Genomic DNA, 25,206 nt, shown 5'->3' with positions numbered 1-25,206 from the left:
ATTTTTTTAGAATTGATAGTTTAATCCAACTGAAAAATCAATTTGGTTTTGGACATCTATATTGGTGATCATATCACCAAAGTTTACGGCGGTAAGCCCGAGCATTGACTTAATTGAAAAATGATGCCAAATGGGCATCTCTAGCCCTATTCCGTACCGCTTGAAATTTTGTTGATCCTCTTGTTGGTCAACGGTTTGATTCTGATTTAGGATGGTGACATCGTAGTTTCTTCTTGCCAATTGACCATAGATATACAGAAGGTAGTTTGTTTGCTTACCCAAGGCTATACCGGCATTAACTCCCAAGCCTGTTTGGATGTTATTCTCATATATGATTAGGCTTTGATTTCTTGGGTCTTCGGTTGTTAAATCACCATCGGTCACCCCAAATAAAAATTCGACCCCTACTACCACCTTGTTTTTCCAAAATTGTTTTCTGAAACCCGGAGTAAAATCCAATGCAAATTTTGATTCTTGAGCTAAGACATCAAGGTCATCGATTAAAGCCCCGCCGAAAAAATTTTGATATCCCAAGTTAAGACCGATGTAGAACCCGTTAAAATGGGTATGGTTAGTTGTACTTTCTTGTTTTATTGCCTGCCCATACGATGTGGAGCAACTAAGAAAAAATGCAAATGCTATTGCGGTTCGTTTTAATTCATAAATGAAGATTGTTTTCATGGTCATGTCATTTTTGTTTTAAGATTACACACCTAATCGGTGCTATTTGATGAAACAAAAATGTGCTCTATTTTGAACTCAGATGCTTCAAATAAGAATTTGGGACTAATTAAAAAAAGGAATATGAACTCTAAATAACAATCTGGGTCTTTTGATATGACAAAGGGGACATACCTACTTGTTGTTTAAAAATTCTATTAAGAGAAGATTTAGAATTGAAACCACTTTCTATACCCATTGCTAGAATCGTGTACTTTTGATGCTTTTCACTTTTCAAAAGTTTCTTCAGATAAGTCACTCTATATTTGTTTACATAATCGTAAAAAGATTGTTTTGCAACGGTATTTATGGTTTGTGAAATTTTATGATTGCCTACCTCTAATCGATTGGCCAAAGTTTCAATTTTTAGCTCTGGTTCTAGATAAATAGTATCATCTGTAAAAAGACTTTCTATTTGTTCGAACAAAGAATTCATCTCCTCAATTGACAACGAAGATGTACCATACTTTTCTTTGGCAGCATCTCTATTCTTTTCATCTGAAACAACACTTGGATTAAAACTAGCAAGGTTATACTGTCTTATTCCGTGAAAACATAGATAGAATAGCGATAAAACCAAAATAAGATGCTCAACAAATAATGGGATGGAAATATCTGAAACTATGCGTAAATCCAACAAAATAAAAAGTAGTAGACTGGCCACATTGACAAATAAGTAGATATAGGCAAAGTTTTTAAACCACTTTAGGTGTATGGTTTCAATTGAAGAGTAATAATTCTTAATGTTCGACTGGAAGTTATTTAACTTTCTTATCAACCAAATAAGAATAGAAACAACAAATATGTACTGACCTTTATATAAAACATTGTAAAATGGTGACACATTCCGAACAAGGTCACTCATCATTTCTGGAGTATCATACTTGGTTATAAACAGAGTATCCAAAATGATAAAGGCAATAAAGGCTATAGCATATGATGCGGTCCACAACCATTTACTTGAGAATTTTTGACCAGAATTTAATAAGGATAACCCATAAATAACCAGTACTGGAAAAATGAAAGAATTAAAAAATAGAAATGAAATATAGCTACCAAGTGTTATATTATTGCTTATTAGTATGCTAGTAATTAGAATTCCCGAAAACAAGAAAATAGTTAACAACAATATATAATCGCTAAGTATCTTATCTTTTTTAGAAACTACAAAAAGTGAAAAAATACCAAGAATGGCCAATCCGATAATATTAACGTAAATCATTGCTTCACCTACCTAAAGTAAAAAGGTCTAACTTAATTAAAAATACGATTTTATCTTCTTTAATGATTTCATTAATACGTTTACCTACCAATTCATAAAGAAATTCTTAGAAGAAATTTGTTAGAAAGAAAAAATCAATGAAGATGATAACAACTTTGCCCGTGCACCAACCCTTGCAAAAAAACAAAAGCTCTACAAAGCCTTCTATTTTCATGCCGTATCCAAAATTCAAGTTACATAACGTAAGACATTATAGTACAATTTTGACTCATAAACCGACCTTATATCAAATAGCGAAATTTGAGACATTCATATAGAGTTTGACTCTATATTAATTGAACAAATCTCTTGGCGGTTCGGGTAAAACTTTACCATCGTAATCAATTTCGACTTCGCCATAGTCTACCTTTTCGATAATGCCAGGATTGTTCGTGTCCACTTTAGTTTTGTACAAATCCCTATTAATGGGATATGCAATTAAATCATCATCTCGTAAATCGTTGTCGATGATTTCTTGCAACTTCTCACGGGGACTGTCATTGTTTAACCAAGTATCAACATCTTTATCCTGAAGTATCACAGGTCGCCTGTTCTTCTTGTTATGAATTTTTGAGAACAAAGGGGTTGCTTCCTTTGTAAGTATTGAGAAGGTTGCCATACCATCATTGGTAAAGTCATAAATTCCCGCAACGTTCATAAATTCATCATCTCGACGGGCAAATCTGAAGGGTACTTTAAATACCGACCCACTGACTATCACATTGGTATGGTGCGGCTCATGAAGACCAGTTAACGGTACGATGCACCTTCTATCCATTGAACTACCAATGTACATATCAGAAGAGAACAGCTTTTCGTTTTTAGCATTTAGACCAGAACCATAACGGATACTATTCTTGTAATATTCCTTATAGTCCTGTTTGGATTCCCAATGAGGAACCAGGCCCCACATTAATGGAGTAACAAATTTTGGATTTTCTTGAGGTATTACTGCAACCAGTGGGTGGGCAAAGCCATTGCCATGATAGAATTGTAGTTCATCAGGAGATAGTCCGTTTGGAATTACCGCCTTCACCTTGAAACGAAACTCCAGTTGCTTTAGCGGTTTGCGCTGTTCTATGGAATAACACATAATTTTTGAGCCTTTGGATTGCGGTTAAGCCATTAATATAAGTAATTTTAAGGCACATTATGACCCAACAACAACAATATTCGAAAATTTGCCAAACCGTACTTCGAAAGCACTACCGGCTCTTCTGCCGTAAGGTTAATGACCCTTTTTTTGTTGATTCGGAACCTCAGGGAAGACAATATTTGACCAAGATGTTATTTGATACAAGAACTGAGGTCCAAGCTACCACCTATATCAATAGGCGCGATATGAACTCGAGACGGATTGCAGAGCGAATACTAAGCGAATACCTTCAAATTGGTAGTAAATATGGAGAACGATATTACAAGCGCTGTCTAAAAATTTTAGAGCACCAATAGCAAAATTTCTATTGTGAATTTCAAATATATTATAGTTAATCCTTGATTTTCAAGGTAGTCGGTTCATAATCGATACTTCGATTATTGACTAATAGCTTTTAAATGAGCATATACAGGATGCCCTTGTACGTTCATTTCTACTTTTCTATCAAAAATCTTAATACCCTTTACTTGATTAAGTTTTCCGTCTGGAGCAAAAGCCTTCACACCATAGAATTCACCATGTACATTTATAGCCTTAACATTGATAATATTTCCCGAACGACTAATACCTTTTACATCCAGTTTTACGTCATCGTTAGTTATTGCTTTAATCTCGTAAATAACACCATTTCTTCCTATAGCGTTAACAGGAGCATATTCATCTGAACTTTCCATTATTTTAACAGGGAGCTCTGCACCTTCAACAATTGCCTTAATATTCATAAAACTGTGCTGTTTGGAATCTTGTGTTGCTTTTACATCAAATGTATTGCCTTCAGCATCAAAAGCTTTTACATCTAGATTTTGACCATCTGCAGTAACGGCCTTTATATTCCAGATAATTCTTTCGAAATCACTTTTATATTCTGTTTTCTTTTTCTTTTTTGTAGAAATTCTAAAGTCATCTTCATTAGCAGCTGGGTGCATTGCTTTCACATGTGCATGGATACCTATACCTTTTAATACCATCTCTCTTTCCCCTCTGGCAATTTTTATTCCTTTGATATCATTTAGTTGTCCGGTTGGTGAAACTGCTTTCACTCCGTAGGAATCCCCCTTTTTAGTAATGGCTTTCACTATGACAATATTTCCAAATCTTGCAACTCCTTTGACATCCAGTTTTTCCCCTTCTGCCGTTATTGCTTTTACATAATACTTAGTTCCTTCATTATTTATAGCTGCAACAGGTACAAATTGATTTTCACTCTCTAACATCTTAACGGGTAATTGCTTACCATCTACAATAGCTTTTACATCTAAGAAGCTATCTTGATCGGAGTTTTGAATTGCCTTTATGTCGAAGGATTTCCCTTCGTTGTCAAAGGCTTTAATAGCTAAACTTTTTCCATCTGGATGAATGGCTTTGACATTCCAATAGATATCGTTAACTGTTGCTATTTCCTCAGTTTCAGTTTTACTCGTCTTATCTTTTTTAGGACCATCATTACAGGACGTTGCTAAAAACAAAAATCCAAGAATAAATACATAATGACCGATAGTTCCAATGAATGGTTGGTTTGAAGTTTTCATATTTAAGTTTTGATTTCGCTAAAATTAAAAAAAGATGATTCGGTTTTTTATGATATTGGTCATAAAAAATAGATTAAATTGATACCAAAACCTTTAGAAATGGGCACGGCATTAACTTCCCTTCCTCGCTTCTATCTCAAAAGGTCCATTTAACGAACCACCAAACAATCTACATTGTCATGCTTCCAGAGAAATGATGCAGGCCATTGTGAGTTAATGCGCCCAGACAATAACTGTTCTTTTGCCTCTTCTTTACCAATTCCTGAGACTAATAACAATATACGTTTTGAGGAGAGGATATCTTGCATGCCCAATGTGATTCCTTGTGTAGGTTTTTTACTTGAACCCAGAATCATTGTATGTTGTTGCGATTGAGTCGTTAAATCAGCAATATGGCAGTGGGGTTTCAATACTTTAGTGGGTTCATTAAAACCGAGGTGTCCATTTTTACCTAGACCCAATATACATAAGTCCAATGGGCCTTGTTTTTTCAGTATCGCCTGTATTCGCAAACATTCCGCCTCAAGATTTTCTGCCAAAGGATTAAAAGGAAAGTAGCGCTCTTTCGAAACTTTTAAAGGCGTTAAAAGATGTTCGTGTATAAATGAATCGCAGGTACCATCAGAAGATGGCAGTCCAATCCATTCATCCAAAGGTAAAATCCGTATCTGTTTAAATAATGTTGTATTTTTTTTCGACTCTTCCCCTAATCGTTGATACAATGGCAGTGGTGAACTTCCGGTTGCCGCACATAGCAATAGCTGGGGGTTATTTGTTACTTCATCTATAACCATAGACGTTGCCTTCTGCCCCATTTTACTTATATCATCAAACTTAATGACCCTCACTTGCTTCTTGTGTTTTAACAGATGTAACCAGTTTTAAGGTAAGCCAACCGCTGCCAATTCCTACCAATAATAGTACAAGGGCTACTTTATACCCTCCCAGAACCGCGTGCCCTACACTGAAAAGAATACTATTTAAAAAGATTACCCCAAACAGGAACCCTAACCATGAATCTCGTGAGGAACTCTTGTCCACTATATCGGGAACTTGCTTGGCAATTGGACCCCACCACCCTTTTGGTCTTACCTTTTTATAAAATTTCAGTAAAGTATAATTATCGACAGGTTTTGTCATAAAGGTAACCAATATGCTTATTGTTGTACAGAGCAACAATAGGATGGTTGCACGAATAAGTGCCACATCTTCATGATACCAACCATTTACAACTTCAAGTACTGGTTCACTCACCCATCCTAAACTATAAAGCCATTTCACCCATAAGAAACCATTTGCAAGAATCAATGCGGAAAGCATACTTGTGATTTCAGACCAGGCGTTTATACGCCACCAAAACCAACGCAACATTAAAATAATAGCAATACCAGAAACGATTTCAATGATATAGATCCATGCCCCTGCAATACTATCCATCTGCCATGCCGCTACCGCCGATAGCAAGAGCAAAAGCACGATACTTACACGTGACACCAGCATATAATGATTATCACTTGCCTTTTCATTTATAAAACGCTTATAAATATCATTGACCATATAGGATCCTCCCCAACAAAGATGTGTATCTACAGTACTCATGAATGCTGCCATGAATGCCGCAACCAAAAGGCCTCTCAGCCCCACCGGTAGCACCTCATTAATCATCATGGGATATGCAAGTTCAGGGTCTGCCAGCAAAGCTTCCGGTGCTCCTGAAATAGGTAGGATCACAATTGAACCCAATCCGACAACAATCCATGGCCAAGTTAGAATAACCACTCCCGCAACGGCAAACCATAGTGAAGCTTTTATGGCATGTCTTTCGTTTTTGGCAGAAAATAAACGCTGTACAATATAACCATCACCTTGAGCCTGCCCTAGCCATAAAACACCTATGAGGCAAACAAAGGCAATCATCTCGGTAACACCAATGTGTGACATATCAGGAAACATGTCCAACACACCCATAGGGGCATCAGTACTAGCAGCCAACTGTTCCCCTAATGCTGTTGGCCCGCCAACCTGTACCAAAACTAAAATCGCCAAAATAATAGTACTGATGGTTCCTGCGGAAAAATGTAACATATCAAGAATAACGACTCCTTTTATTCCAGAAGTCAAAGTATGGATCAATGCAAAAGTGAGTGTAATGCCCAAAGCAAATTCGGCACTCCAACCCAGCATAATATTCGAAAACTTGAGCATGGCGAGCATTATCCACCCTAAAGAAATACAGTTTTTGAAAATCCCAAAGAACGCTGCGGTAAATCCCCTTAAAATTGATGCAGACCTTCCGCTATATCTCAGTTCAATCATTTCGGCATCAGTCAGTATCTCGGCCCTACGCCAGTATTTCGCATAGAAAAAGACCATCATCATGATCCCAGTTCCCAAATACCACCACAACCAATTGCCATAAATACCTTTGGTACGAACCAGGGCCGTTACGGCAAGAGGGGCATCAGTGGCAAACCAAGTGGCAGCAATGGAAGTGCCTAAAAGCCACCAGGGTAAATTACGCCCGGCCACAAAAAAATCTGTGATGTTCTTGGAATCGTGTTTGACCACAAAAACGCCAATACCAATGCTTAAAAGCAAATAGCCAACAATTACCACCCAGTCCAGTAATTCTAATCCCATCTACCTTTGTTTATAATAATTGTTCATTGATCTTATTTAAGTTGGGGCAAGACATCTTCTTGTAAGGTCAGCATTTCGTTACACATATCCACAGCATTGCGATAAGAATTTACCGTTGGCTCAATTAAAATGGCCTGTAGGAGTTTATCTTTGGACTGTTCATTGTACGCTTCAACCAAAAGTTGATGAATGCTTGCGTGCAAACGAATGGTCGCAGCAATACCCTCTGGAATAGGTTTCATTTGCACTGGGTGGATACCGGAAGTATCGCCATAAGCGGGTACTTCAACCACCAAATCATCCGGTAAATTGGGAATTGCACCCTTGTTGGGTACGTTAACCGCTTCTAACCACTCTTTTTTATCGGTTACTACAGATTCCATAATCAACGTAGCAATTTCACCAGAGCTTTTAAAACTTCCATCCTCATTTTCCAATTGTATCTCTTCAGTTGATCCTACAGGTAATAGTTTTTTGCTCCAGTCTTTGGACCATTCCCTTTCATAATCAACACGGTCAACGGTGTACACTCCTTCTGGAATTTGGTTGTTCTCCCACGGGTGACCATCATAAGGGTCATAAAAGAACTGTAATTGCGGTATCACAAATTCTCCCGCCCATCTTAGGTATTCGCCATAATGGTTGGAGGCAGGTGAAGGCCATTGCCCAAATCTTCTAAACAAAATCCTCCCTAGGGCAAGTTCATGCCAATTGGCAAGCCAATCTCCTTTTTGTTCAATTTCCTTTAATTTGGGGTATAAATCCTCGCCTGTTGATTTCTGTATTATTTCTTGAAACCAAGTAAAATGATTAATACCGCAGGCTTTGGTCTGCAAATCGGTTAAAGGCACCCCAAGTAGTTTGGATAATTGCTCCCTCCCCATAAAAACACCATGGCACAACCCAACTGTTTTAATGGAAGTCAAGCGTGTTACTGCTTCACAAATTTTATGTTCGGGGTTAGAAAAGTTGAGTAACATGGCATGGGGGCATAGTTCTTCCATTTTCCTGGCCAAATCCATTATAACCTTGATGTTTCGCAGTGCATGAAAGAGGGACCCCACTCCCCCATTTTCACCGTACACTTGCTCAAAGCCATACTTTCTTGGAATATGAAAATCTTGCGACCAATAAATATTACGGTCCTTTTCAAGGGCACAAATCACAAAATCGGCATCCTTGATAGCTTCATCTCTATTTGTAGTAGCAATTATTTTGGCACTACGCCCCAGCTTTTTATTTACATATTCACCATGTTTTATTACATGTTCCAGATGTGATTTTTCAATATCCATTAAATGGATTTCCAATCCATTTTGCGATAGCGAATTGCTCATTAGTATATCTTGTACTATCAAAGGGCCAAATTGTAGGCTGCCAGCACCTATATATGCAATTTTAATCATAGTATGTTATTTTAGAAACAAGAGCAAATGCTTATAAATTTGATTCTTTTCAAAATTAGCTCGAATTGACATCCCTATTTTGTAAATTTCAACTAATGAATTGTAAAATTTGATATGGCCCTAATGATTGATGAGAATGAAATTCAGCGTGTATCATTTGACTTAAATGACACCCAACCCATAGAAGTAATTATTAGAACCAATGAGGCCATTAAGGACAATTATTTTGATATGCACTATGCACTTGAGGTTGGAGTGCTTATTAAAGGTCGCATGAAGCGAGAATATTTTGATCACCAAATCGAAATTGGACCGGGTGATGTATGGTTTTGTGGGATGTGGGAACCCCACGGATTTGAATTACTTGAAAGGCCCTGTGAAGCTGTTGTTTTTGTAATAAACCCAAAGTACCTGGCCCATAGTCAATTTTTGAACTACAATGCAATTTTACCATTTCAGGTCATTCCAAGCCTAAGACCAAAAGGAAACGAACAAAATAAGCTGCAGCTTATAGAACTAGCTGAAAAAGTTAAAAAAGGGATTACTGCAAAGAAGCAATCAGATTGGATGAAAATACACTTTTTTGAGTTACTATTAATACTGCTGGAAACATGGAAAAAGCCAAAGACACCAACTGGTTTTCAATTGGATGAGAGTATCCATAATGCGTTGAAATTAATGTTCAATAAAAAGAAGCTAATCTCTACATCCGAAGCTGCTATGGTTTGTAATATGTCCACAACTAAATTCAGAGTTGCCTTTAAAAAGTTAATGCGATGTTCTTTTTCCGATTTTGCCCTTAAATACCGTGTGCATGGTGCCCTTTCGCAATTAAAAAACTCAAATGAAACCCAGGAGGCTGTTGCCCTGCATTGGGGCTTCACCGATGCCAGTCACTTGCATAAATGTCTTAAGAAATATGAGTTATAATATACTCATGTCTTATACCTTTCCTCACATCTTTTTCTAGTATTGGATTACTATTTTTTTCCAATGTGACTTATAAGCAATTCAATGTCATTAATTAAACGAGTTATTAGACCTGAAATATTGATGAGCACCTTGTATTGGTAATTGACTTCAAAAAAAACGTATCTTACCAATTATTATGCGTGCATAACAAAAATCATATACATGAACAAGTACAAACATATTTTTGAACCATTGGACTTAGGTTTTACAACACTTAAAAACCGAATTCTAATGGGTTCAATGCATACCGGTTTAGAAGAGGAAAAAAATGGTATCGAGAAAATAGCGACGTATTATGCTGAACGTGCGAAAGGTGGAGTTGGTTTGATTGTTTCTGGCGGTATAGCACCGAATGTTCAGGGATGGACTGCTCCGTTTTCTGCGCGCATGAGTACAAAAAAACATGCTAAACATCATAAAGTAATTACTGATGCAGTACATAAAGAAGGCGGGAAAATATGTATGCAAATTCTACATTCAGGCCGTTACGGTTATCATCCGTTCGCGGTAGGACCTTCGGCAATTAAATCGCCTATTTCCCCTTTTAAGCCATTTAAACTAAAGAAGTCGGGTATTAAACGTACGCTAAGGGATTTTGTGAATTCCGCCAAACTATCAAAATTAGCCGGTTACGATGGTGTGGAAATCATGGGTTCAGAAGGTTATCTGATCAATCAGTTTATAGCGGAAAGAACTAATAAACGGACTGACAATTATGGTGGCAGTTATGAAAACAGAATGCGTTTACCTATAGAATTGGTTAAGCAAACCCGTGAAGCCGTTGGAAAGGATTTTATCATCATCTATCGATTATCAATGCTTGATTTGGTAGAAAAAGGAAGTTCCTGGCAAGAAATAGTGGCCTTAGGTAGAGAAATTGAAAAAGCAGGGGCAACTATCATCAATACTGGTATTGGTTGGCATGAAGCACGAATTCCAACAATTGCAACATCGGTCCCAAGAGCGGCATTTACTTGGGTGACCAAGAAAATGAAAGAGGAGCTTTCGATTCCACTAGTTACCTCGAACAGAATAAACATGCCCGTAACTGCTGAAAAGGTTTTGGCAGAAGGCCATGCAGATATGATATCAATGGCTCGACCATTTTTAGCGGATGCAGAATGGGTAAATAAAGCGAAAGAAAATAAATCGGACGAAATAAACACATGCATTGGTTGTAATCAAGCCTGTTTAGACCACGTTTTTGCACAAAAAGTAGCAAGTTGTTTGGTTAACCCTAGAGCATGCCACGAAACTGAACTAAATTATCTTCAAACTGAAAAAAAGAAGAAAATTGCTGTAGTAGGTGCAGGTCCTGCTGGTCTGGCCGCCTCAACCGTTGCTGCACAACGTGGGCATGATGTAACACTATATGATGCTGATAGCGAAATCGGAGGGCAATTCAACATGGCAAAGCAAATTCCTGGAAAAGAAGAGTTTTATGAGACCATCCGCTATTATAAAAAGCAATTGGAACTACACAAAGTAACGGTAAAATTGAGCACCCGTGTAAATGCAGAAGATTTAAAAGCAGGTGATTTTGATGAAGTGATATTGGCCACTGGTATTAAACCAAGAACACCTAAATTTGAGGGAATTGATCACCCCAAAGTATTAAACTATATTGATGTTTTAAAATTGAAAAAGTCAGTCGGAAAACGTGTTGCTGTCATTGGTGCAGGAGGAATTGGTTTTGATGTCTCAGAATATTTGGCACACGAAGGTGAAAGTACCTCATTGAATATAGATGCTTGGTTAAAAGAATGGGGAATTGATAAAACTATGGAGGCTCGCAGTGGAACTGAAGGTGTAGTAGCTGAAGTTCATCCTTCTCCTAGAGAAATATTTATGTTCAAGCGAAGTAAAGGTAAATTTGGAGGGAAATTGGGCAAAACGACTGGGTGGATCCATCGTTCTACATTAAAAAAGAAAAAAGTTCAATTTATCAACCAAGTGCAGTACTCAAAAATTGATAATGAGGGTTTGCATTATCTTCAAAATGAAACACAAAAAGTATTGGCCGTGGATAATGTCATTATCTGTGCCGGGCAATTACCTTTTAAAGAATTACTTGAACCATTAAAGGCTAAAGGAATAAAAGTACATGTAATTGGAGGAGCGGATGTTGCAGCGGAATTGGATGCGAAACGTGCCATAAACCAAGCAAGTAGATTAGCAGCTGAAATTTAGCGTAAATATAACTATAGCAATAATATGTGGAGTCAACCCATACTGGAATCGAATAATAAATACTCTTCTTCTTCAGAAAGCTTAAATTGATGCTCCCAATCCCAAGTTTTATACTTTAACCTTGAAACAAGGGTCAAATCGCCGACATTCATTTCTTTGGAATAATCATTTTTTTGAAAATGTTGTAGGCTTTCATAAAGCATTTTTTTTTCAGTAGCTTTGGATATAGTCATATAAGGATTATCTGAAATAGAAAATGATTTCAGCCTTCTTTTGAGGTGTTTATCATATAGGGATTTAACCTCTTTATGAATTGTCTTGAGGGCTTTACTATTACCTATGCTTAAGTATAATGTTTTGGACCCTTCCAAAACAGCAAATCTATCTATCTCTAATTTGAAGGATTTATTTTGTGACAACTGGTTTAAAACCTCTAAAAGAAAGCTTTCATGCTTTGAATTCATTTTAAAAGAGGCAATGGTAATATGGGGTTTGGACCTAGAAAGGGGTTGTTTTCCATATAGGAGTTCAAATTGTTTTTTAAACTCCGTCACTTCACTTGAAATAGAATCTGGAGGTACAATTCTAAGATTGTACATCTTTATTTTGGAATTAAAAATGGGTAAACGTAACTGCTTCATAGGATATGATATTAATGTCCCATTCATTCATAATAATAGCCTACTTAAATATAATGATTTTAGCCTGAATTAATTATCATTTGTGTCATTTTAATCAAAACTAAGTTCCAATAAAATGAGCGTTCTTAGCCTCAAGTCATAGTAGTAGTCTAGAAAACTAAGTTACATTGAACACCGATTGGCAAACTGTTATATTAAAGGAACTGATGAAATAGAGGTCAAATTATTTAGAAAACAAATTGACACAACGCTTTTAAATTCTATTTAGATATGATTTTACCGTATTTAGAAGGTAACATCCCATAGGTTTCTTGAAAACACTTTGAAAAATAAGTTGGGCTACTAAAACCAGTTTCATATGCTATTTCGGAGATATTGGTAGTTTGTTTTTCTAATATAGAAAGTGCTTTGTTTAATCTATATTCTTTTAAAAAACCATTTGGTGATTTGCCGATTATAGACATCATTGTCCGGTATAGTTTTGATTTACTAAAGCCTAAATATTTACAAAAATCTAAAGCACTAGTCTTTGTGTCTTTCCACACAGTATTAGTGTAATCGAGTAAATTAGTTACAAATTCCTTTTCAACAACAGTTAATGATTTAACACCTTTTATATTAATCGGATTGTTTTGATTCTCACTTTCATATAAATCTTTTACTTCTGGTGATAGTATTATTTTGCCGTTCATTGTATAGCACAAATAATTAGCTTCTTTTATAGTGTCCTCAAAAATATTTTCATTTTCGGTTACTGGAACACCTGCGCTTATACCTATTTTAAATTCTAAATCCGGAGTAATCACACAATTATACAATTCTTGAATTTTAATGGCACTTTCTACGGCATTTGTAACACAGGTAAATGACATTAAAAATGAATTTGCTTCTTGCTTGACAACACGTCCGTCCTTATTAGTAACAATGTTTATGATTGATTTATTATAACCACGAATTGCAGCACTTAAGGTTTCAATATTTTCAGTTCTTAAAATACGTTTATTGATATTAATAACCATTAATGTTCTGAATGCGGAATCGTTTATAATATTGAGTTTTACATTCTGTGATTTTTTAGGGTCTTCTATACGACCTAAAAAAGATTCAACAAGTGTGTCATTAACTTCAATGATGCGTTGTGGAACAGCTCCATGAGATTTTTCATGAAGTTCTTTGATAGCCTCTTCATTAGGAGCTTCTATTAAGCAAAATGCAGTTTGTCGTTTTTCATCACACCAATACGTTAATCCACGACAATTATATTTATGTTCAATTTTTAAATCAGCTTGATGCATTTCTGCAACGTGCGCTGCGGTAACACCATCTGGTAAATCATGAAAATCCATATATATTGGCATAGATGTTTTTTTTGTAAGATACTTAATTAAAAAAAAGAAGCCATCAATAGTATGGATAGCTTCTTGTTACTAGGTTTCGTATTACTATTGCTCAGCAGTTGCCGGACTTATGACAGTTGCGACTTCGTTTATTGAATTTGCCGGAAATCCACCTTTTTTGGCATGCTCCTTTACCAAATCCTTATTTTCAGCTTTATATACACAATATACTTTGTCGCCGGTAACATAGCTGTGTTGCCATTCAATTTTTGGCCCCATTTCCTTTAATACAGAACAGGAGGTCTGTGAAATTCCTTTTAACTGTTCTGGCGTAAGGTCACCTGCTCCCGGAATACTTCGTTCAATTACATACGTTTTCATTGTTTCCTTGTTTTTATTTGTTAATTCTTTTTCCTGGCCAATGGCATAGGTAGTAGTTAATAATGATAGGATCAAAATAAGTTTAATTGTTTTCATGTTTCATGTTTCATGTTTCATGTTTTAATTATTGATAAACCAAAACTAAAACAACTTAAAACCAATGAATTATGCTTTTGATCCAAAAAATCGCAATTTTGGTTCAGACCATTAAAATTGAAACGCATTACGAATAAGTCGTTTGCCTCTATTCCAATGACAAAGTTTAAGATGGGAATGGGTCAGTCAATAGATAATCATATAGAATAGTAATAAACTCTTCAAATAAGTTTTTATCATAGTTGAAGGAATAACCTGGTTCAACAAACACTTTTTCGATATCACAAATTTTCAACTACTCTAAAAGAGTTTTAATTTAAATTGCTATATTTAATAGAATCAAGTACTTAGCTAACCCTCTACTTGATTTTTTAATTCAAAAAACAATAAAAATTATGAATCGATTTAAAAAACTTAAGTCCATTGCACTGGTAATGCTACTATTTAGTTTTATTGCTGCCAGCTCGTTAAGTTCTTGTAGGGAACAAAAGAAAAAGGAAAGTACTGAACAAGCGGGTGAGCATCCTGAAGGTGAAGAACATCCTACTGAAGAAGGTACTGCCAAGGACGAACATCCTGAAGGCGAAGAACACCCAGCTAAAGATGGTGATGAACACCCAGAAGGTGAAGAACACCCAGCTAAAGATTCCGTATCAGGGTAAGCTTACAATATTTTCCGAGGATTCTTTATCCGCTTTCCTTTTAAATGAAAAAAATGTTTTTGGAAATGCGGGAGTTTTTCCTATTTCCATAACTGGATAAGCTAGGAAGTTTATTGGCCCGGAAGATGGTCCAGGTTCTATAATTAGGTCGCGTCCTTTGGTAAATTCAATACGATTTGCCGGATGACGACCAAAATAGTAGGTAGCTAGCGCTGTGTATTTATTCGCTTCACTAATATCTACTGGCCACCATTTGCCTTCAGCGAAAAATTCTGCCCAGCAATGATAGCCATCGATACCACCTTCGGCTCGATCTGAGGGTATCGATGCCCCAACAGCAAATCGAGAAGGTATTCCTGCTGATCTTGCCAAGGAGATGAATAATGAATGAAATTCTGTACAGTTGCCTGTTAACGCATCGCAAGCGTATACAGCATCACCCGTGCCGTACTTTCCTGCCTTAATATATTTCATGTTGTCTATGATGTAGTCATATAAGGCCCTAGCTTGCATAATGACGCCTTCATTACGTTTTATTCCGATAATGGAATCTGCCAGAACCTGAAATCGGTCGCCAACTGGCATCAATGAACTGGCATCCAAATATCTTGTGGGCGAAGAATCTTCTTCATATGGATTTTTCTCTTGTCGCTTCACGTCATAGACAAGTTCCAGTTTCTTGCCACTATGTTCAGGTGAAAGATCCATATACATTATGGTATTTCCATAGTTTTTCTCTTTTAACATTCGATGTTCCATGGGAGCATCAATTGAAGCTAATTCAACAGTTTGAAAACGATCACTCTGCGGAATGGGAATCCATATTTTCGCTGATTCCTTAATTTCTGGTAAGGTTATTTCATAATTAAATTCAAAGTTGTCTTCCCCCTCAATAACCCCCAACAAATCAGAGGAAGCGTTTTTAATCGGCCTTCTATACCAGGTTTTGTCTTTACGCTGCTTCCAAGTGTAAAAAGGTTTGCCGTTAAGTTTATGCAGGGTCGTTTCGGTAACGGACATATTTCCTGGATCTCCTTCCAAGAAAAAATCCACATCGTAAACATCACCACTTACATCGGCAAGATCTACGCAGGCAAAATGACGCTGAGGACCCAAATTTGAAAGATATTCGGTATGTACACGCACTAATTGCAGGCGAAGTTCTTTACCATCTGAATTCATATGAAAATACCCACCTCCTTCTTTGACCCTTTTGTCTATATTGGCTTTAATGCCAGCCTCTATATCAGCGGTAACTACCTTAGGAATGTTCTTGCTAGCGAGTGTTTTTTCTTCCTTCTTCTTTTCTGGTCTTGTATTGCACGCCATTGCCATAACAAGTGCGAAGAGATAAAATATGCGAGAACGTTTCATTACAATTCAAATTAAGATTTGTATGAATTTACAATAATTCCATCGTTCTCCCAATATCAATATTTAAGGGCCCTTAAAATATGATTTTGGGATTAAAATTGCACAAATTTGTTCATGGCATATTATAGCATAAAAGATATCTTTGTGGTTACTACTAGAAAAAATATGTCTTTTAAAAAATTACATCCGTATTTACAAGAAGTTTTAGAACAACTTTCTATTGACCAAACAACCTCATTTCAAAAGAAAAGTATACCTATAATCAAGAGTGGAGCCAACGTTTTTTGTGTTGCCTCCAAAGACAGTGGTAAAACAACTACTTTAATTCTAACAACTTTACAAAAGCTAAAATGTGAGGCTGAAGGTGATGCACCTAGAGCTGTAATAATTGTTGAAAATAAGAGTAAAGCACTAGAATTATACGATGCATTTTTAACTTATACCAAATATAGCTCTATTAGGGTTTATGCTAGTTATGAGGCCTTACATATAGATGTACAAAAGTCTGAAATCTATATGGGGATAGACATTTTAATTACTACTCCAAAAACCATACGCAAGCTGTTTCTAAATAATGGAGTCAGTATTTCTCAACTTAAAATATTAAGCATAGAAGATGCCGACTTTTTAATTCAAAAAAGTGAATATACCGATTTGCTTACTGCTACCGAGGGTATTAAAAAATGCCAATACGTTATTTATTCTGAAAAATTAAATCCCAAATTAAAGCGATTAGAAGATTATTTTATGGAACATGCAAGAATTGTAAGGGCATAGGTTAATTACATGTAGTTCCCTCTAAAACTTCAATAGTTAATTATGTAGATAGTACATTATTCTAGTTAGCATTCAATTTATCAACATGCAACATATAAGTTTCAATGGCATCAAGTTCAACATCAGAAATATCTCTTAAAAAGCCCTCTATATTTGCCTGCATAATGGCCACTTGTGACGCCGTTGTGTCAACGATAGGTTCTGACTTCCCTTTAAGAAAACTAACAATATCACCACTTTTACCTTTATAAACGGTCATTATCTCAACAACCGATGGACCAATTTTTTTCTGATCAACGGCATGGCAGGTAATACAGGTTTTTTCAGAGAACAATCTATTACCCAAAAAAATTTTGGAATCTTTACTCAATTCTGCCCTGGCAGGCACGCTATTATCTTTGACTTCTTCTGGTTTTTTTGCCCTATTACAGCTACAAATCATTAGCAGCATAATGAAAAATGAAATCAATCGCATTTTATTTGGAATAAGTGATAATATTATTAAATATAAAAAATGAATGGTTAAATAATTAATATTTTTGTTGAAAATTAGATATCCATGAAAACCAAAACAATTTTATTTTCAACTCTTGCTCTAGCCTTCTCATTCGTCTTATTCATCTCCTGCAAAGACCAAAAGGCCAACAAGGAACAAGAATCATATACAGAAATGCACGCATCGGCCGAATTCCAATGTCCTATGGACTGTGAGGATGGTAAAACTTATAAGGAAGCGGGTAGCTGCCCAGTCTGTAAAATGGACCTAAAGGCCAAAGGTGATAGTAAAGCAAAAAAATGTGCAATGCATGAAGGTGGCGATTGCAGTTGTGAGGGAGATAAATGTAAATGTGCGAACTGTAAGGAACATGCTAAAAAAGAGTGCAAAATGCACGAAGGTGGCGATTGTAGTTGTGAGGGAGATAAATGTAAATGCTCAAACTGTAAAGAGCATGCAAAAAAAGAATGTAAAATGCATGAAGGTGGTGAATGTAGTTGTGAGGGTGATGACTGTAAATGTGAAAACTGCACTAAACATTCTTAAAGACCCTTTATTCAATATATTAAAATGCCCCTGAAAGGGGCATTTTTTATTCTAGTCGCTAACTTTGAAGCACTACAAAATCCGTTAGGATTAAATTCCTTTATTTCTTCGGCCGTTCTAAAGACTCAACAAACTTGGTACATTCATAGGGGTCATCTGTATGCAAATAATCCATGCCCAATGCCATAAATGTTTTCCATGCAAGAGGAGTATCTGGGCAGCCCCAAAATCTAAATGGTCTTCCTAATTTATGCGCTTCAGCAATGACGAATGATATTTTTTCTACCTCTTTCTTTGATAAAACCTCCACTCCATTCCAATTTGAAATTGAATTGAAATTCATACTGACCAACGCCACTTTATTTACCACTTCATCAGATATATAATCAAGGCTTTGGTAATCAAATTGTACAAAATCAGGATAAGAAGAGTAATCTTCTGGCGAAGGTCTATTTCCTGAAATAACAAAAGAAAGTTTGTCGTTGTTCAATAATTCTGGATAGTTATTCAATACATTGATAATCTCATTTAAAGTTGGGATAGCTTTCGATTTAATGTCTATCAACAGTTGGATATTTTGTTGATTACCAATTTGAAGATCATAAACCCTCTGCAAAGGCAGTAAATATAAATCTTCCAGTGTATGTTTCTCTTTTATTTCTCTTTTACTATGAGTGGCATACAAAATACCTTCCTTTAAGAAAACATCAACTTCAATTGAGCTTAGCCCATTGTCATAAGCAGTCCAGAAAGGCAATGATTGCAAATAATCGTTGTGCGAGTGAATTTTAACTTCACTGATTTCTTGAGAAGCTAAGTACTGAACAAAGACCAATAAAAGAAAGACGAATATCTTTTTTAAATTCCACATAACATTATTCTTATTTGTAAAATTCTATGGCCAATACAATTCCGGTAGTCCAACTGCCTTTAACTTGCTATTATAGTTAGCAACATCTTTATTTTTAATGCTCTGTAAACTGGATTTCAATATACCCCACTGTTCTGAATAATCTTGAGCGACATCCATGGTTCCTTGCGTTACCGGAAGGTTACCTTTTCCTATACGATTTAAAAAATCTTTGAATTTGATTAAAAGGCGTGCTTCAAACATATAATTACTCTGATAGGTTCGCATTTCTTTTTGAAGAACCGCAGCAATCCAATCATCCATGGTTCGGTTCAGTAGATTACCTTCTTTTTTAAGGTTTTCATCACTGGTCTCACCTAAAATAAAATTCAACTGCTTTTTGATTTTCCGAAGATCACGTACCCCTTTTGCCATCTCCACTGCCCCTGCGAAAATGGATTTTGAAATCTTATCGCGCTCCTCATAAGCGGCTGCAGCATTTTCAATACTGCTTGAGATTCTAGCATCTATTATTATTTCAAAACTCTCCGTTTGTTCAAAATCACCAACTTTTAAACGCACCTTATATTTTCCTGGTTTGGCGTTATATGCCGTTAAATCACGATTGGTAGTGTATAATTCCGTAAGGCAATCAAAACGACCAACTTTCATATTCCATGAATAACGATGAGCTCCTTTTTTACGTTTTAACTGAGGTTTGATCAAAGTATCGCAACCTACCCTGTCCAACCCAGAATATTCTGAATAAATCACTTCATTAGAGCTATTCATAATTTCAATGGACATCGGTGTGCTTTCTGGAACCTCCTTATTCAGCACATAATGGATATGTGCTCCCTGTGGTGGGTTCTCCCCTAACCCACCATCAATACTGTAAGCGACTGAAAGTTCAGCATTAAAATCATTCGGTTTATAGAGGTAATAATCCGATTTGGCGACTTCATTGGAAATTTGATGCAAGGGCGTCAAATCATCCAATATCCATAGAGCCCTACCCTGTGTAGCTACAACCAGATCCTTTCGTTTTACCCGCAAATCTGTAATAGGTACTTCCGGGAGGTTATTTTGCAATGGTAACCATTGGCCGCCATCGTCGAAGGAAACAAAAACCCCAGTTTCAGTTCCTGCATATAACAATCCTTTTCTATCAGGATCTTCACGAACACTCCTGGCAAAGGTGTCTCCTGGAAGGCCATTTACAATTTTAATCCAACTTGCACCATAATTATTGGTTTTGTAGATATGCGGCGTAAAATCATTCATCTTGTATCCTGCAACAGCTATATATGCTGTAGCCGGGTCGTGCGGGGATGGCTCAACCACATTGATGATACTTTCCTTAAGTCCTTTTGGGGTAACATTAACCCATGTTTTACCTCCGTCTTGCGTAACATGTACCAGACCATCATCTGAACCTACCCAAATAACACCCTCCCTCAATGGTGATTCCTCTATATTGAACAGATTGTTGTAGCTCTCTGCTGTTATTTGTTCATTGCTAATGGGTTCTCCCCCCTTACCTTGATGAGCTTTGTTATTTCTTGTTAAATCTTCACTCATTACTTTCCAAGTAACTCCTCTATCCGATGATTTCATAACATATTGGGAACCATAATAAATCACATTCGGATTATGTGGTGACACGATAACAGGACCATTCCAATTGGCGCGATACTTTAAGTTTTTGGGTTGTTCTCCTGTAACCCTTGTTGGATAGGGCATTACCATTCGAGTATTATCAATATCACGATCCCATTCGACAAAATTACTGGCGAAATAAGTAGAGTATACAAATCTAGGGTTATCTGGATCCAATGCAACTGTTGAAGATTCCCCTGCACGCATAACATCCCAATGCATTTCCCCAATACCATCATCAACTACCCTGCTATCAATGGCTATGGTACTATTATCTTGTTGCCCAGAATACACGCGATACGGGTACCCGTTATCAGTAATCAAACGATAAAACTGTCCTGTGGGTTGGTTGTACATGGTCGACCAAGTTTCCCCACCATTAAAAGTAACGGATCCGCCACCATCATTGGCATTAACCATTATATCACTATTTTCAGGATTGATCCATAAATCATGATGATCAACATGACTACCTTTCATTCCTATAAAAGTCTTGCCCCCATCAATTGATTTCATTGCAAAACTGTTCATTACCCAGACTTCATCCTCATCATTGGGATCTGCAATAATGTGCATATAGTACCAAGAACGTGCATAAGTTGTAGCATCGTTGGTCATTTGCTTAAAACTCTCGCCAGCATCGTCTGAACGATAAACACCGGCCTTGTCTCCCATGGCATCAATAGCTATATACACGATATTAGGATTGGCTGGTGAAATGGATACTCCCATTTTACCCTTAAGTTTGGGGAGGCCTTTATTTATTTCCTTCCAATTTTTACCCCCATCGGTAGTTTTGTAAATACGGCAACCAGGCCCACCATTATGAACTACCCATGGCTTCCGCCAGAACTCCCAAGTAGCCACCATCATAAAATTAGGATTGTTTGGATCTACTGTCATATCAACGATTCCAGAGTTTTCGTTCACGTACAGGATTTTTTCAAAGGTTTCTCCCCCATCTTCAGATAGATAAACCCCGCGTTCCTCATTTGGACCCCATGGATTACCTTGCGCGGCCACATAAACTTTGTCCGGATTTTCGGGATGAACATAAACATCACTGATATGGCGCGTTTTTTCCATTCCCATATGTTTCCATGTTTTTCCCGCATCGATGGATTTATAAAGTCCGTCACCATGCGATGTCTTAACTCCGCGAACAGGAGATTCTCCCGTACCAACATATATGATATTGGGGTTCGAAGGTGCGGGGGTAATATCCCCAATACCTGTGGTGTTAAAATACCCATCTGAAATATTACTCCATTTGTTTCCACCATCAGTGGTTTTCCAGACACCACCTCCGGTGGCCCCCATATAGTATGTGAAAATATCATTGAAAACTCCTGATACCGTCGTAGAGCGACCACCGCGAAACGGGCCAATATTGCGATATTTCATCGATTCGTATAGGTGCTCCGTGATGACAGGAACATTGGTTTTCTTCTTGCGCTGTGCAAAGAGTCCCATGCTCATGCTGAGGGTAATGAGCAATGCATAGTGTAATGTTTTCATATCGTAGTTGGTTGATTTATTATTTAGTTCGTAATGGATTTCGATTTTATTTTAAGTTCTTCCGTTCGTCTTAAAAGTTGTTGAACAGCCTTTTGTGTTGGTATCGTGGGCCTGGTATCTGCATTCTGAATGACTACCAAGAGGTATAGTAACTTCTGTTGGAGTCCTACAAGACTTTCATTTTCCAATTCAGTTGTGTCAATACTGCCATACAATGGGTCGCCATTCTCTGGATCACCAGAACCGATAAACTTTATCAAAGTAGATTTTTTTTTAGAACGAAGCCTACCGCTTTCTAGCTTGGATTTCGCAACATCTCTAACGCTCTGTAATTCCTTGTAGGCATTATATACGTTCATGGATAGTTCTGTTTGTAAATTTAAATCTTCTTCTGAAAGCACTGAGCGAGGATCCAATCGTACCTCGATTTCCTTAACTATTTCCTTGTCATCCACATGCAATTTGATTTTATACGTTCCTGGAGCGACAAATGGGCCTACTGGTCCCATTGGAGTATTATGTAGAACAGCGGCTATTGCATAACTACGCTTGGCCCCTGGCGGTTCTGGATATCGCAAATTCCAAATAAACCGTTGATGTCCTTTTTTGGTTGAAGGCTTTACCATTGGCCTTATCCAATAGGTTGGGTGTGCCAACTCTACGGAATCAGGAACAGACATTATATCATTACTACTGAACTTACTGATGCGCTTATTACCACTATCTAGTATTTCAATTGATACTTCTCGTGAATCTTGCGGTAAATAATAATCTATTATAGCGCCATCTGGAGGATTATCCCCAGTAGGCTCTTCGGGAGGAAGAGGCGTATCAGAAAACATGTTGAATCGCACGCGGGTCGCTAAACTGGGTTGGAATAGATATGACTCATTGGATGAAATTTTATTGAGTTCCCGTAACGGGCTAAAATCACCCAATATCCAAATGGAACGGCCATGGGTTCCTATAACCAAATCGTTCTCATGAATAACCAAATCACGAATTGAAGAAGCAGGCATATTCAATCTGAGCGATTGCCAATTAGTACCATCATCAACTGAAAAATAGACTTCACGTTCTGTACCGGCAAACAGTAAGCCTTTGGCGATATGGTCTTCACGAACTGTATTCACTGGACCATTAGGATTCATTCCTTTTGAAATTTCCGTCCAAGTCTTACCAAAATCATGGGTTTTAAAAATTAATGGCCGCATATCATCTTTACGAATGGCATTTACGGCAACGTATGCTGTACCTTCATCAAAATGGCCAGCATCAATTTGGGAGATTTTGTCCCAAGAACCAATTTCTGGAGGAGTTACATTGGTCCAAGTATTACCTCCGTCAGTAGTAATATGTATCAGTCCGTCATCGGTGCCGGCCCAAATAATATCTTTGTCCAAAGGTGAAGGCCCCAATGCATATACTATAGCCCTTTGGGGCATGGCCTTCATTTCTTCAGTAATGAAGTCACCAACGCTCCTTGGTATTTCGGGCTGTTTTCGGGTCAAATCTGGGCTTATTTCTTCCCAAGATTGCCCACCATTCAATGTTTTCCAAACCACATTTGTACCAAATATAAGCAGGTCATCATCTGCTGGATGAAATAGTAATGGCATCGTTCGAAGAAAGCGTACCTTACCTGAACGCAATACTTCTGGAGCTACAACTTGTGATTGCCCAGTTTTTTTATCAAACCTTATTACACGTCCACCATAAACAATATTCGGGTCTTTGGGGTCAGGTGCTACATATGCATATTCATCGGCACCAACACCCATGAATTCCCTAAAAGAAATCTGACCGCCATTACTTCTACTGGCCACAGCAATCGCCCCACTCTCCTGTTGACCACCATACACCCAATACGGAAATTGGTTGTCAGTACTTACATGATACAATTGGGCAGTTGGCTGATTATACCATGAACTCCACGTTTTCCCTTCATTTACAGTTATCACAGCACCTTGATCTGCAGCGAATAACATAATTTCTGGTTGTATTGGATTTATCCAAATACGATGATAGTCATCACCTCCCGGCGCTCCTTTAATAGACATCCAGCTTTTTCCACCATCTTCTGATTTATAGGCTGCAATATTCCCGACAAATATTATGTCTTCATTTTTTGGATGGACTTTTATTTCGGCAAAATCACTTCCCCTGCCCCATAATCTGTAATCGGTATTTATCAATGTCCAACTTTCCCCTCCATCATCACTTTTATAAATACCCCCATTTTTCTTTGCATCGACCGTTGCGTACATTTTACTCGAGTTACTTGGGGCAATGGCAACACCTATTCTACCCAAACCTTGATCGGCAGTTGGTAAACCTTTGGTGACTTTTTTCCAAGTCGCTCCTCCGTCAATCGATTTATACAACCCACTATTTGGGCCTGAGAATTTTGCATTCTCCCAAGGACCCTCCTGGTGTTCCCACATATCTGCAAAAAGAATATTTGGATTGTTTGGGTCAAACTCAACTTGTACAGCACCTGTATTGTGATTAAGGTATAGCGTTTTCTCCCAATGCGCACCACCATCAATTGAGCGAAAGACCCCTCGCATCTCATTCGCGCCATATGGATGTCCCAAACCGGCTACAAAAACAATATCGGGATTTGTCGGATGGACGATTACCCGACTTACCTGTTGAATATCATCTAGCCCAATATGTTTCCACGTTTTACCTCCGTTATCAGTTTTGAACATTCCATCACCCACTGCCAAATCTGGGCGATGTAACCCTTCCCCGGTGCCTACATAAATAATATCAGGATTACTGGGAGAAACGGCCAGGTCACCAACCGATCCAGTTGGTGCATCATCAAATATCGAGTTCCAAGTTCGACCGTAATCATCCGTTTTCCAAACTCCTCCATTGTTATGTCCAATAAAGAAAACATTAGGCTGGGTGGGAATTCCCACTGCCCCTACTGTCCTTCCACCTCGAAAAGGTCCAATCATTCGATATTCCAGATTTTGATAGTGTG

General features: G+C 37.4%; 20 protein-coding genes. 5 read left to right on the top strand and 15 right to left on the bottom strand.

Annotation, left to right across the window (positions count from 1 at the left end; all coding sequences use genetic code 11):
- Positions 1-6 precede the first annotated feature (6 nt).
- The 7 genes from FB2170_RS12760 to FB2170_RS12730 all read right to left on the bottom strand — a co-directional run bounded on the left by FB2170_RS12760 (position 7) and on the right by FB2170_RS12730 (position 8,712).
- Positions 7-681: an outer membrane beta-barrel protein gene (locus FB2170_RS12760; protein WP_148232111.1), complete on the bottom strand. Its 675-nt coding sequence runs from the start codon at positions 679-681 to the stop codon at positions 7-9.
- A 130-nt stretch (positions 682-811) separates the two neighbouring features.
- Positions 812-1,942 (bottom strand): helix-turn-helix domain-containing protein, encoded by a 1,131-nt coding sequence (locus tag FB2170_RS12755; RefSeq protein ID WP_013306984.1) that lies wholly within the window; start codon positions 1,940-1,942, stop codon positions 812-814.
- 331 nt (positions 1,943-2,273) lie between these two features.
- Positions 2,274-3,074, bottom strand: coding sequence for an SOS response-associated peptidase (locus FB2170_RS12750; RefSeq protein WP_013306983.1), 801 nt, complete (start codon positions 3,072-3,074; stop codon positions 2,274-2,276).
- Positions 3,075-3,514: 440 nt separating this feature from the next.
- Positions 3,515-4,666 (bottom strand): hypothetical protein, encoded by a 1,152-nt coding sequence (locus tag FB2170_RS12745; RefSeq protein ID WP_013306981.1) that lies wholly within the window; start codon positions 4,664-4,666, stop codon positions 3,515-3,517.
- Positions 4,667-4,815: 149 nt separating this feature from the next.
- Complete coding sequence (locus FB2170_RS12740; RefSeq protein WP_148232110.1) at positions 4,816-5,514, bottom strand: galactosamine-6-phosphate isomerase; 699 nt, start codon at positions 5,512-5,514, stop codon at positions 4,816-4,818.
- Positions 5,501-7,306, bottom strand: a complete 1,806-nt coding sequence (locus tag FB2170_RS12735) for a sodium:solute symporter family protein (protein ID WP_013306979.1) — start codon at positions 7,304-7,306, stop codon at positions 5,501-5,503. Before FB2170_RS12735 ends, FB2170_RS12740 begins: the two co-directional genes overlap by 14 nt.
- A 32-nt stretch (positions 7,307-7,338) precedes the next feature.
- Positions 7,339-8,712 (bottom strand): alpha-glucosidase/alpha-galactosidase, encoded by a 1,374-nt coding sequence (locus tag FB2170_RS12730; RefSeq protein ID WP_013306978.1) that lies wholly within the window; start codon positions 8,710-8,712, stop codon positions 7,339-7,341.
- Positions 8,713-8,826: 114 nt separating this feature from the next.
- Here FB2170_RS12730 and FB2170_RS12725 point away from each other — a divergent pair, with 114 nt between their 5' ends.
- Both FB2170_RS12725 and FB2170_RS12720 read left to right on the top strand, forming a co-directional pair.
- Entirely contained in the window at positions 8,827-9,642 is an 816-nt protein-coding gene (locus tag FB2170_RS12725) for a helix-turn-helix domain-containing protein (RefSeq protein WP_013306977.1), read from the top strand.
- A gap of 204 nt (positions 9,643-9,846) precedes the next feature.
- Entirely contained in the window at positions 9,847-11,874 is a 2,028-nt protein-coding gene (locus tag FB2170_RS12720; protein WP_013306976.1) for an NADPH-dependent 2,4-dienoyl-CoA reductase, read from the top strand.
- Between the two features lie 32 nt (positions 11,875-11,906).
- Here FB2170_RS12720 and FB2170_RS12715 read toward each other — a convergent pair whose 3' ends face one another.
- From FB2170_RS12715 to FB2170_RS12705, 3 genes are all read right to left on the bottom strand, one after another.
- Positions 11,907-12,515 carry a 2'-5' RNA ligase family protein gene (locus FB2170_RS12715; protein ID WP_158306094.1) on the bottom strand — a complete coding sequence of 203 codons (609 nt, stop codon included), beginning with the start codon at positions 12,513-12,515 and terminating at the stop codon, positions 11,907-11,909.
- Positions 12,516-12,775: 260 nt separating this feature from the next.
- Complete coding sequence (locus FB2170_RS12710) at positions 12,776-13,873, bottom strand: nickel-binding protein (RefSeq protein WP_013306974.1); 1,098 nt, start codon at positions 13,871-13,873, stop codon at positions 12,776-12,778.
- Positions 13,874-13,957: 84 nt separating this feature from the next.
- The gene (locus FB2170_RS12705) at positions 13,958-14,329 is read right to left on the bottom strand and encodes a DUF4242 domain-containing protein (protein WP_013306973.1); all 372 of its coding nucleotides are present in this window, start codon (positions 14,327-14,329) and stop codon (positions 13,958-13,960) included.
- Positions 14,330-14,724: 395 nt separating this feature from the next.
- On the opposite strand from FB2170_RS12705, the gene FB2170_RS12700 reads away from it, so the two are divergent.
- The gene (locus FB2170_RS12700) at positions 14,725-14,991 is read left to right on the top strand and encodes a hypothetical protein (RefSeq protein WP_013306972.1); all 267 of its coding nucleotides are present in this window, start codon (positions 14,725-14,727) and stop codon (positions 14,989-14,991) included.
- On the opposite strand, the gene FB2170_RS12695 is transcribed toward FB2170_RS12700, so the two are convergent.
- A complete protein-coding gene (locus FB2170_RS12695) occupies positions 14,983-16,365 on the bottom strand; it encodes a transglutaminase-like domain-containing protein (RefSeq protein ID WP_041632845.1) in 1,383 nt (460 codons plus the stop codon). The genes FB2170_RS12700 and FB2170_RS12695 overlap by 9 nt on opposite strands.
- Positions 16,366-16,479: 114 nt before the next feature.
- Here FB2170_RS12695 and FB2170_RS12690 point away from each other — a divergent pair, with 114 nt between their 5' ends.
- Positions 16,480-17,142 (top strand): DEAD/DEAH box helicase, encoded by a 663-nt coding sequence (locus FB2170_RS12690; RefSeq protein WP_013306970.1) that lies wholly within the window; start codon positions 16,480-16,482, stop codon positions 17,140-17,142.
- Between the two features lie 61 nt (positions 17,143-17,203).
- On the opposite strand, the gene FB2170_RS12685 is transcribed toward FB2170_RS12690, so the two are convergent.
- The gene (locus tag FB2170_RS12685) at positions 17,204-17,617 is read right to left on the bottom strand and encodes a c-type cytochrome (RefSeq protein WP_013306969.1); all 414 of its coding nucleotides are present in this window, start codon (positions 17,615-17,617) and stop codon (positions 17,204-17,206) included.
- Between the two features lie 84 nt (positions 17,618-17,701).
- Here FB2170_RS12685 and FB2170_RS17070 point away from each other — a divergent pair, with 84 nt between their 5' ends.
- Complete coding sequence (locus tag FB2170_RS17070; RefSeq protein ID WP_013306968.1) at positions 17,702-18,184, top strand: heavy metal-binding domain-containing protein; 483 nt, start codon at positions 17,702-17,704, stop codon at positions 18,182-18,184.
- Between the two features lie 100 nt (positions 18,185-18,284).
- Here FB2170_RS17070 and FB2170_RS12675 read toward each other — a convergent pair whose 3' ends face one another.
- The 3 genes from FB2170_RS12675 to FB2170_RS12665 are packed head-to-tail and all read right to left on the bottom strand — an operon-like array spanning position 18,285 to position 25,180.
- Positions 18,285-19,055, bottom strand: coding sequence for a phosphatidylinositol-specific phospholipase C/glycerophosphodiester phosphodiesterase family protein (locus FB2170_RS12675; protein ID WP_013306967.1), 771 nt, complete (start codon positions 19,053-19,055; stop codon positions 18,285-18,287).
- Positions 19,056-19,079: 24 nt separating this feature from the next.
- Positions 19,080-22,211 (bottom strand): VPS10 domain-containing protein, encoded by a 3,132-nt coding sequence (locus FB2170_RS12670; RefSeq protein ID WP_041632844.1) that lies wholly within the window; start codon positions 22,209-22,211, stop codon positions 19,080-19,082.
- A 23-nt stretch (positions 22,212-22,234) separates the two neighbouring features.
- Positions 22,235-25,180: a WD40/YVTN/BNR-like repeat-containing protein gene (locus FB2170_RS12665; RefSeq protein ID WP_013306965.1), complete on the bottom strand. Its 2,946-nt coding sequence runs from the start codon at positions 25,178-25,180 to the stop codon at positions 22,235-22,237.
- Positions 25,181-25,206: the final 26 nt, after the last annotated feature.

It is taken from the genome of Maribacter sp. HTCC2170 (assembly GCF_000153165.2).
Lineage (GTDB): Bacteria > Bacteroidota > Bacteroidia > Flavobacteriales > Flavobacteriaceae > Maribacter_A.
This window is presented reverse-complemented; position numbering and strand designations above follow the sequence as displayed.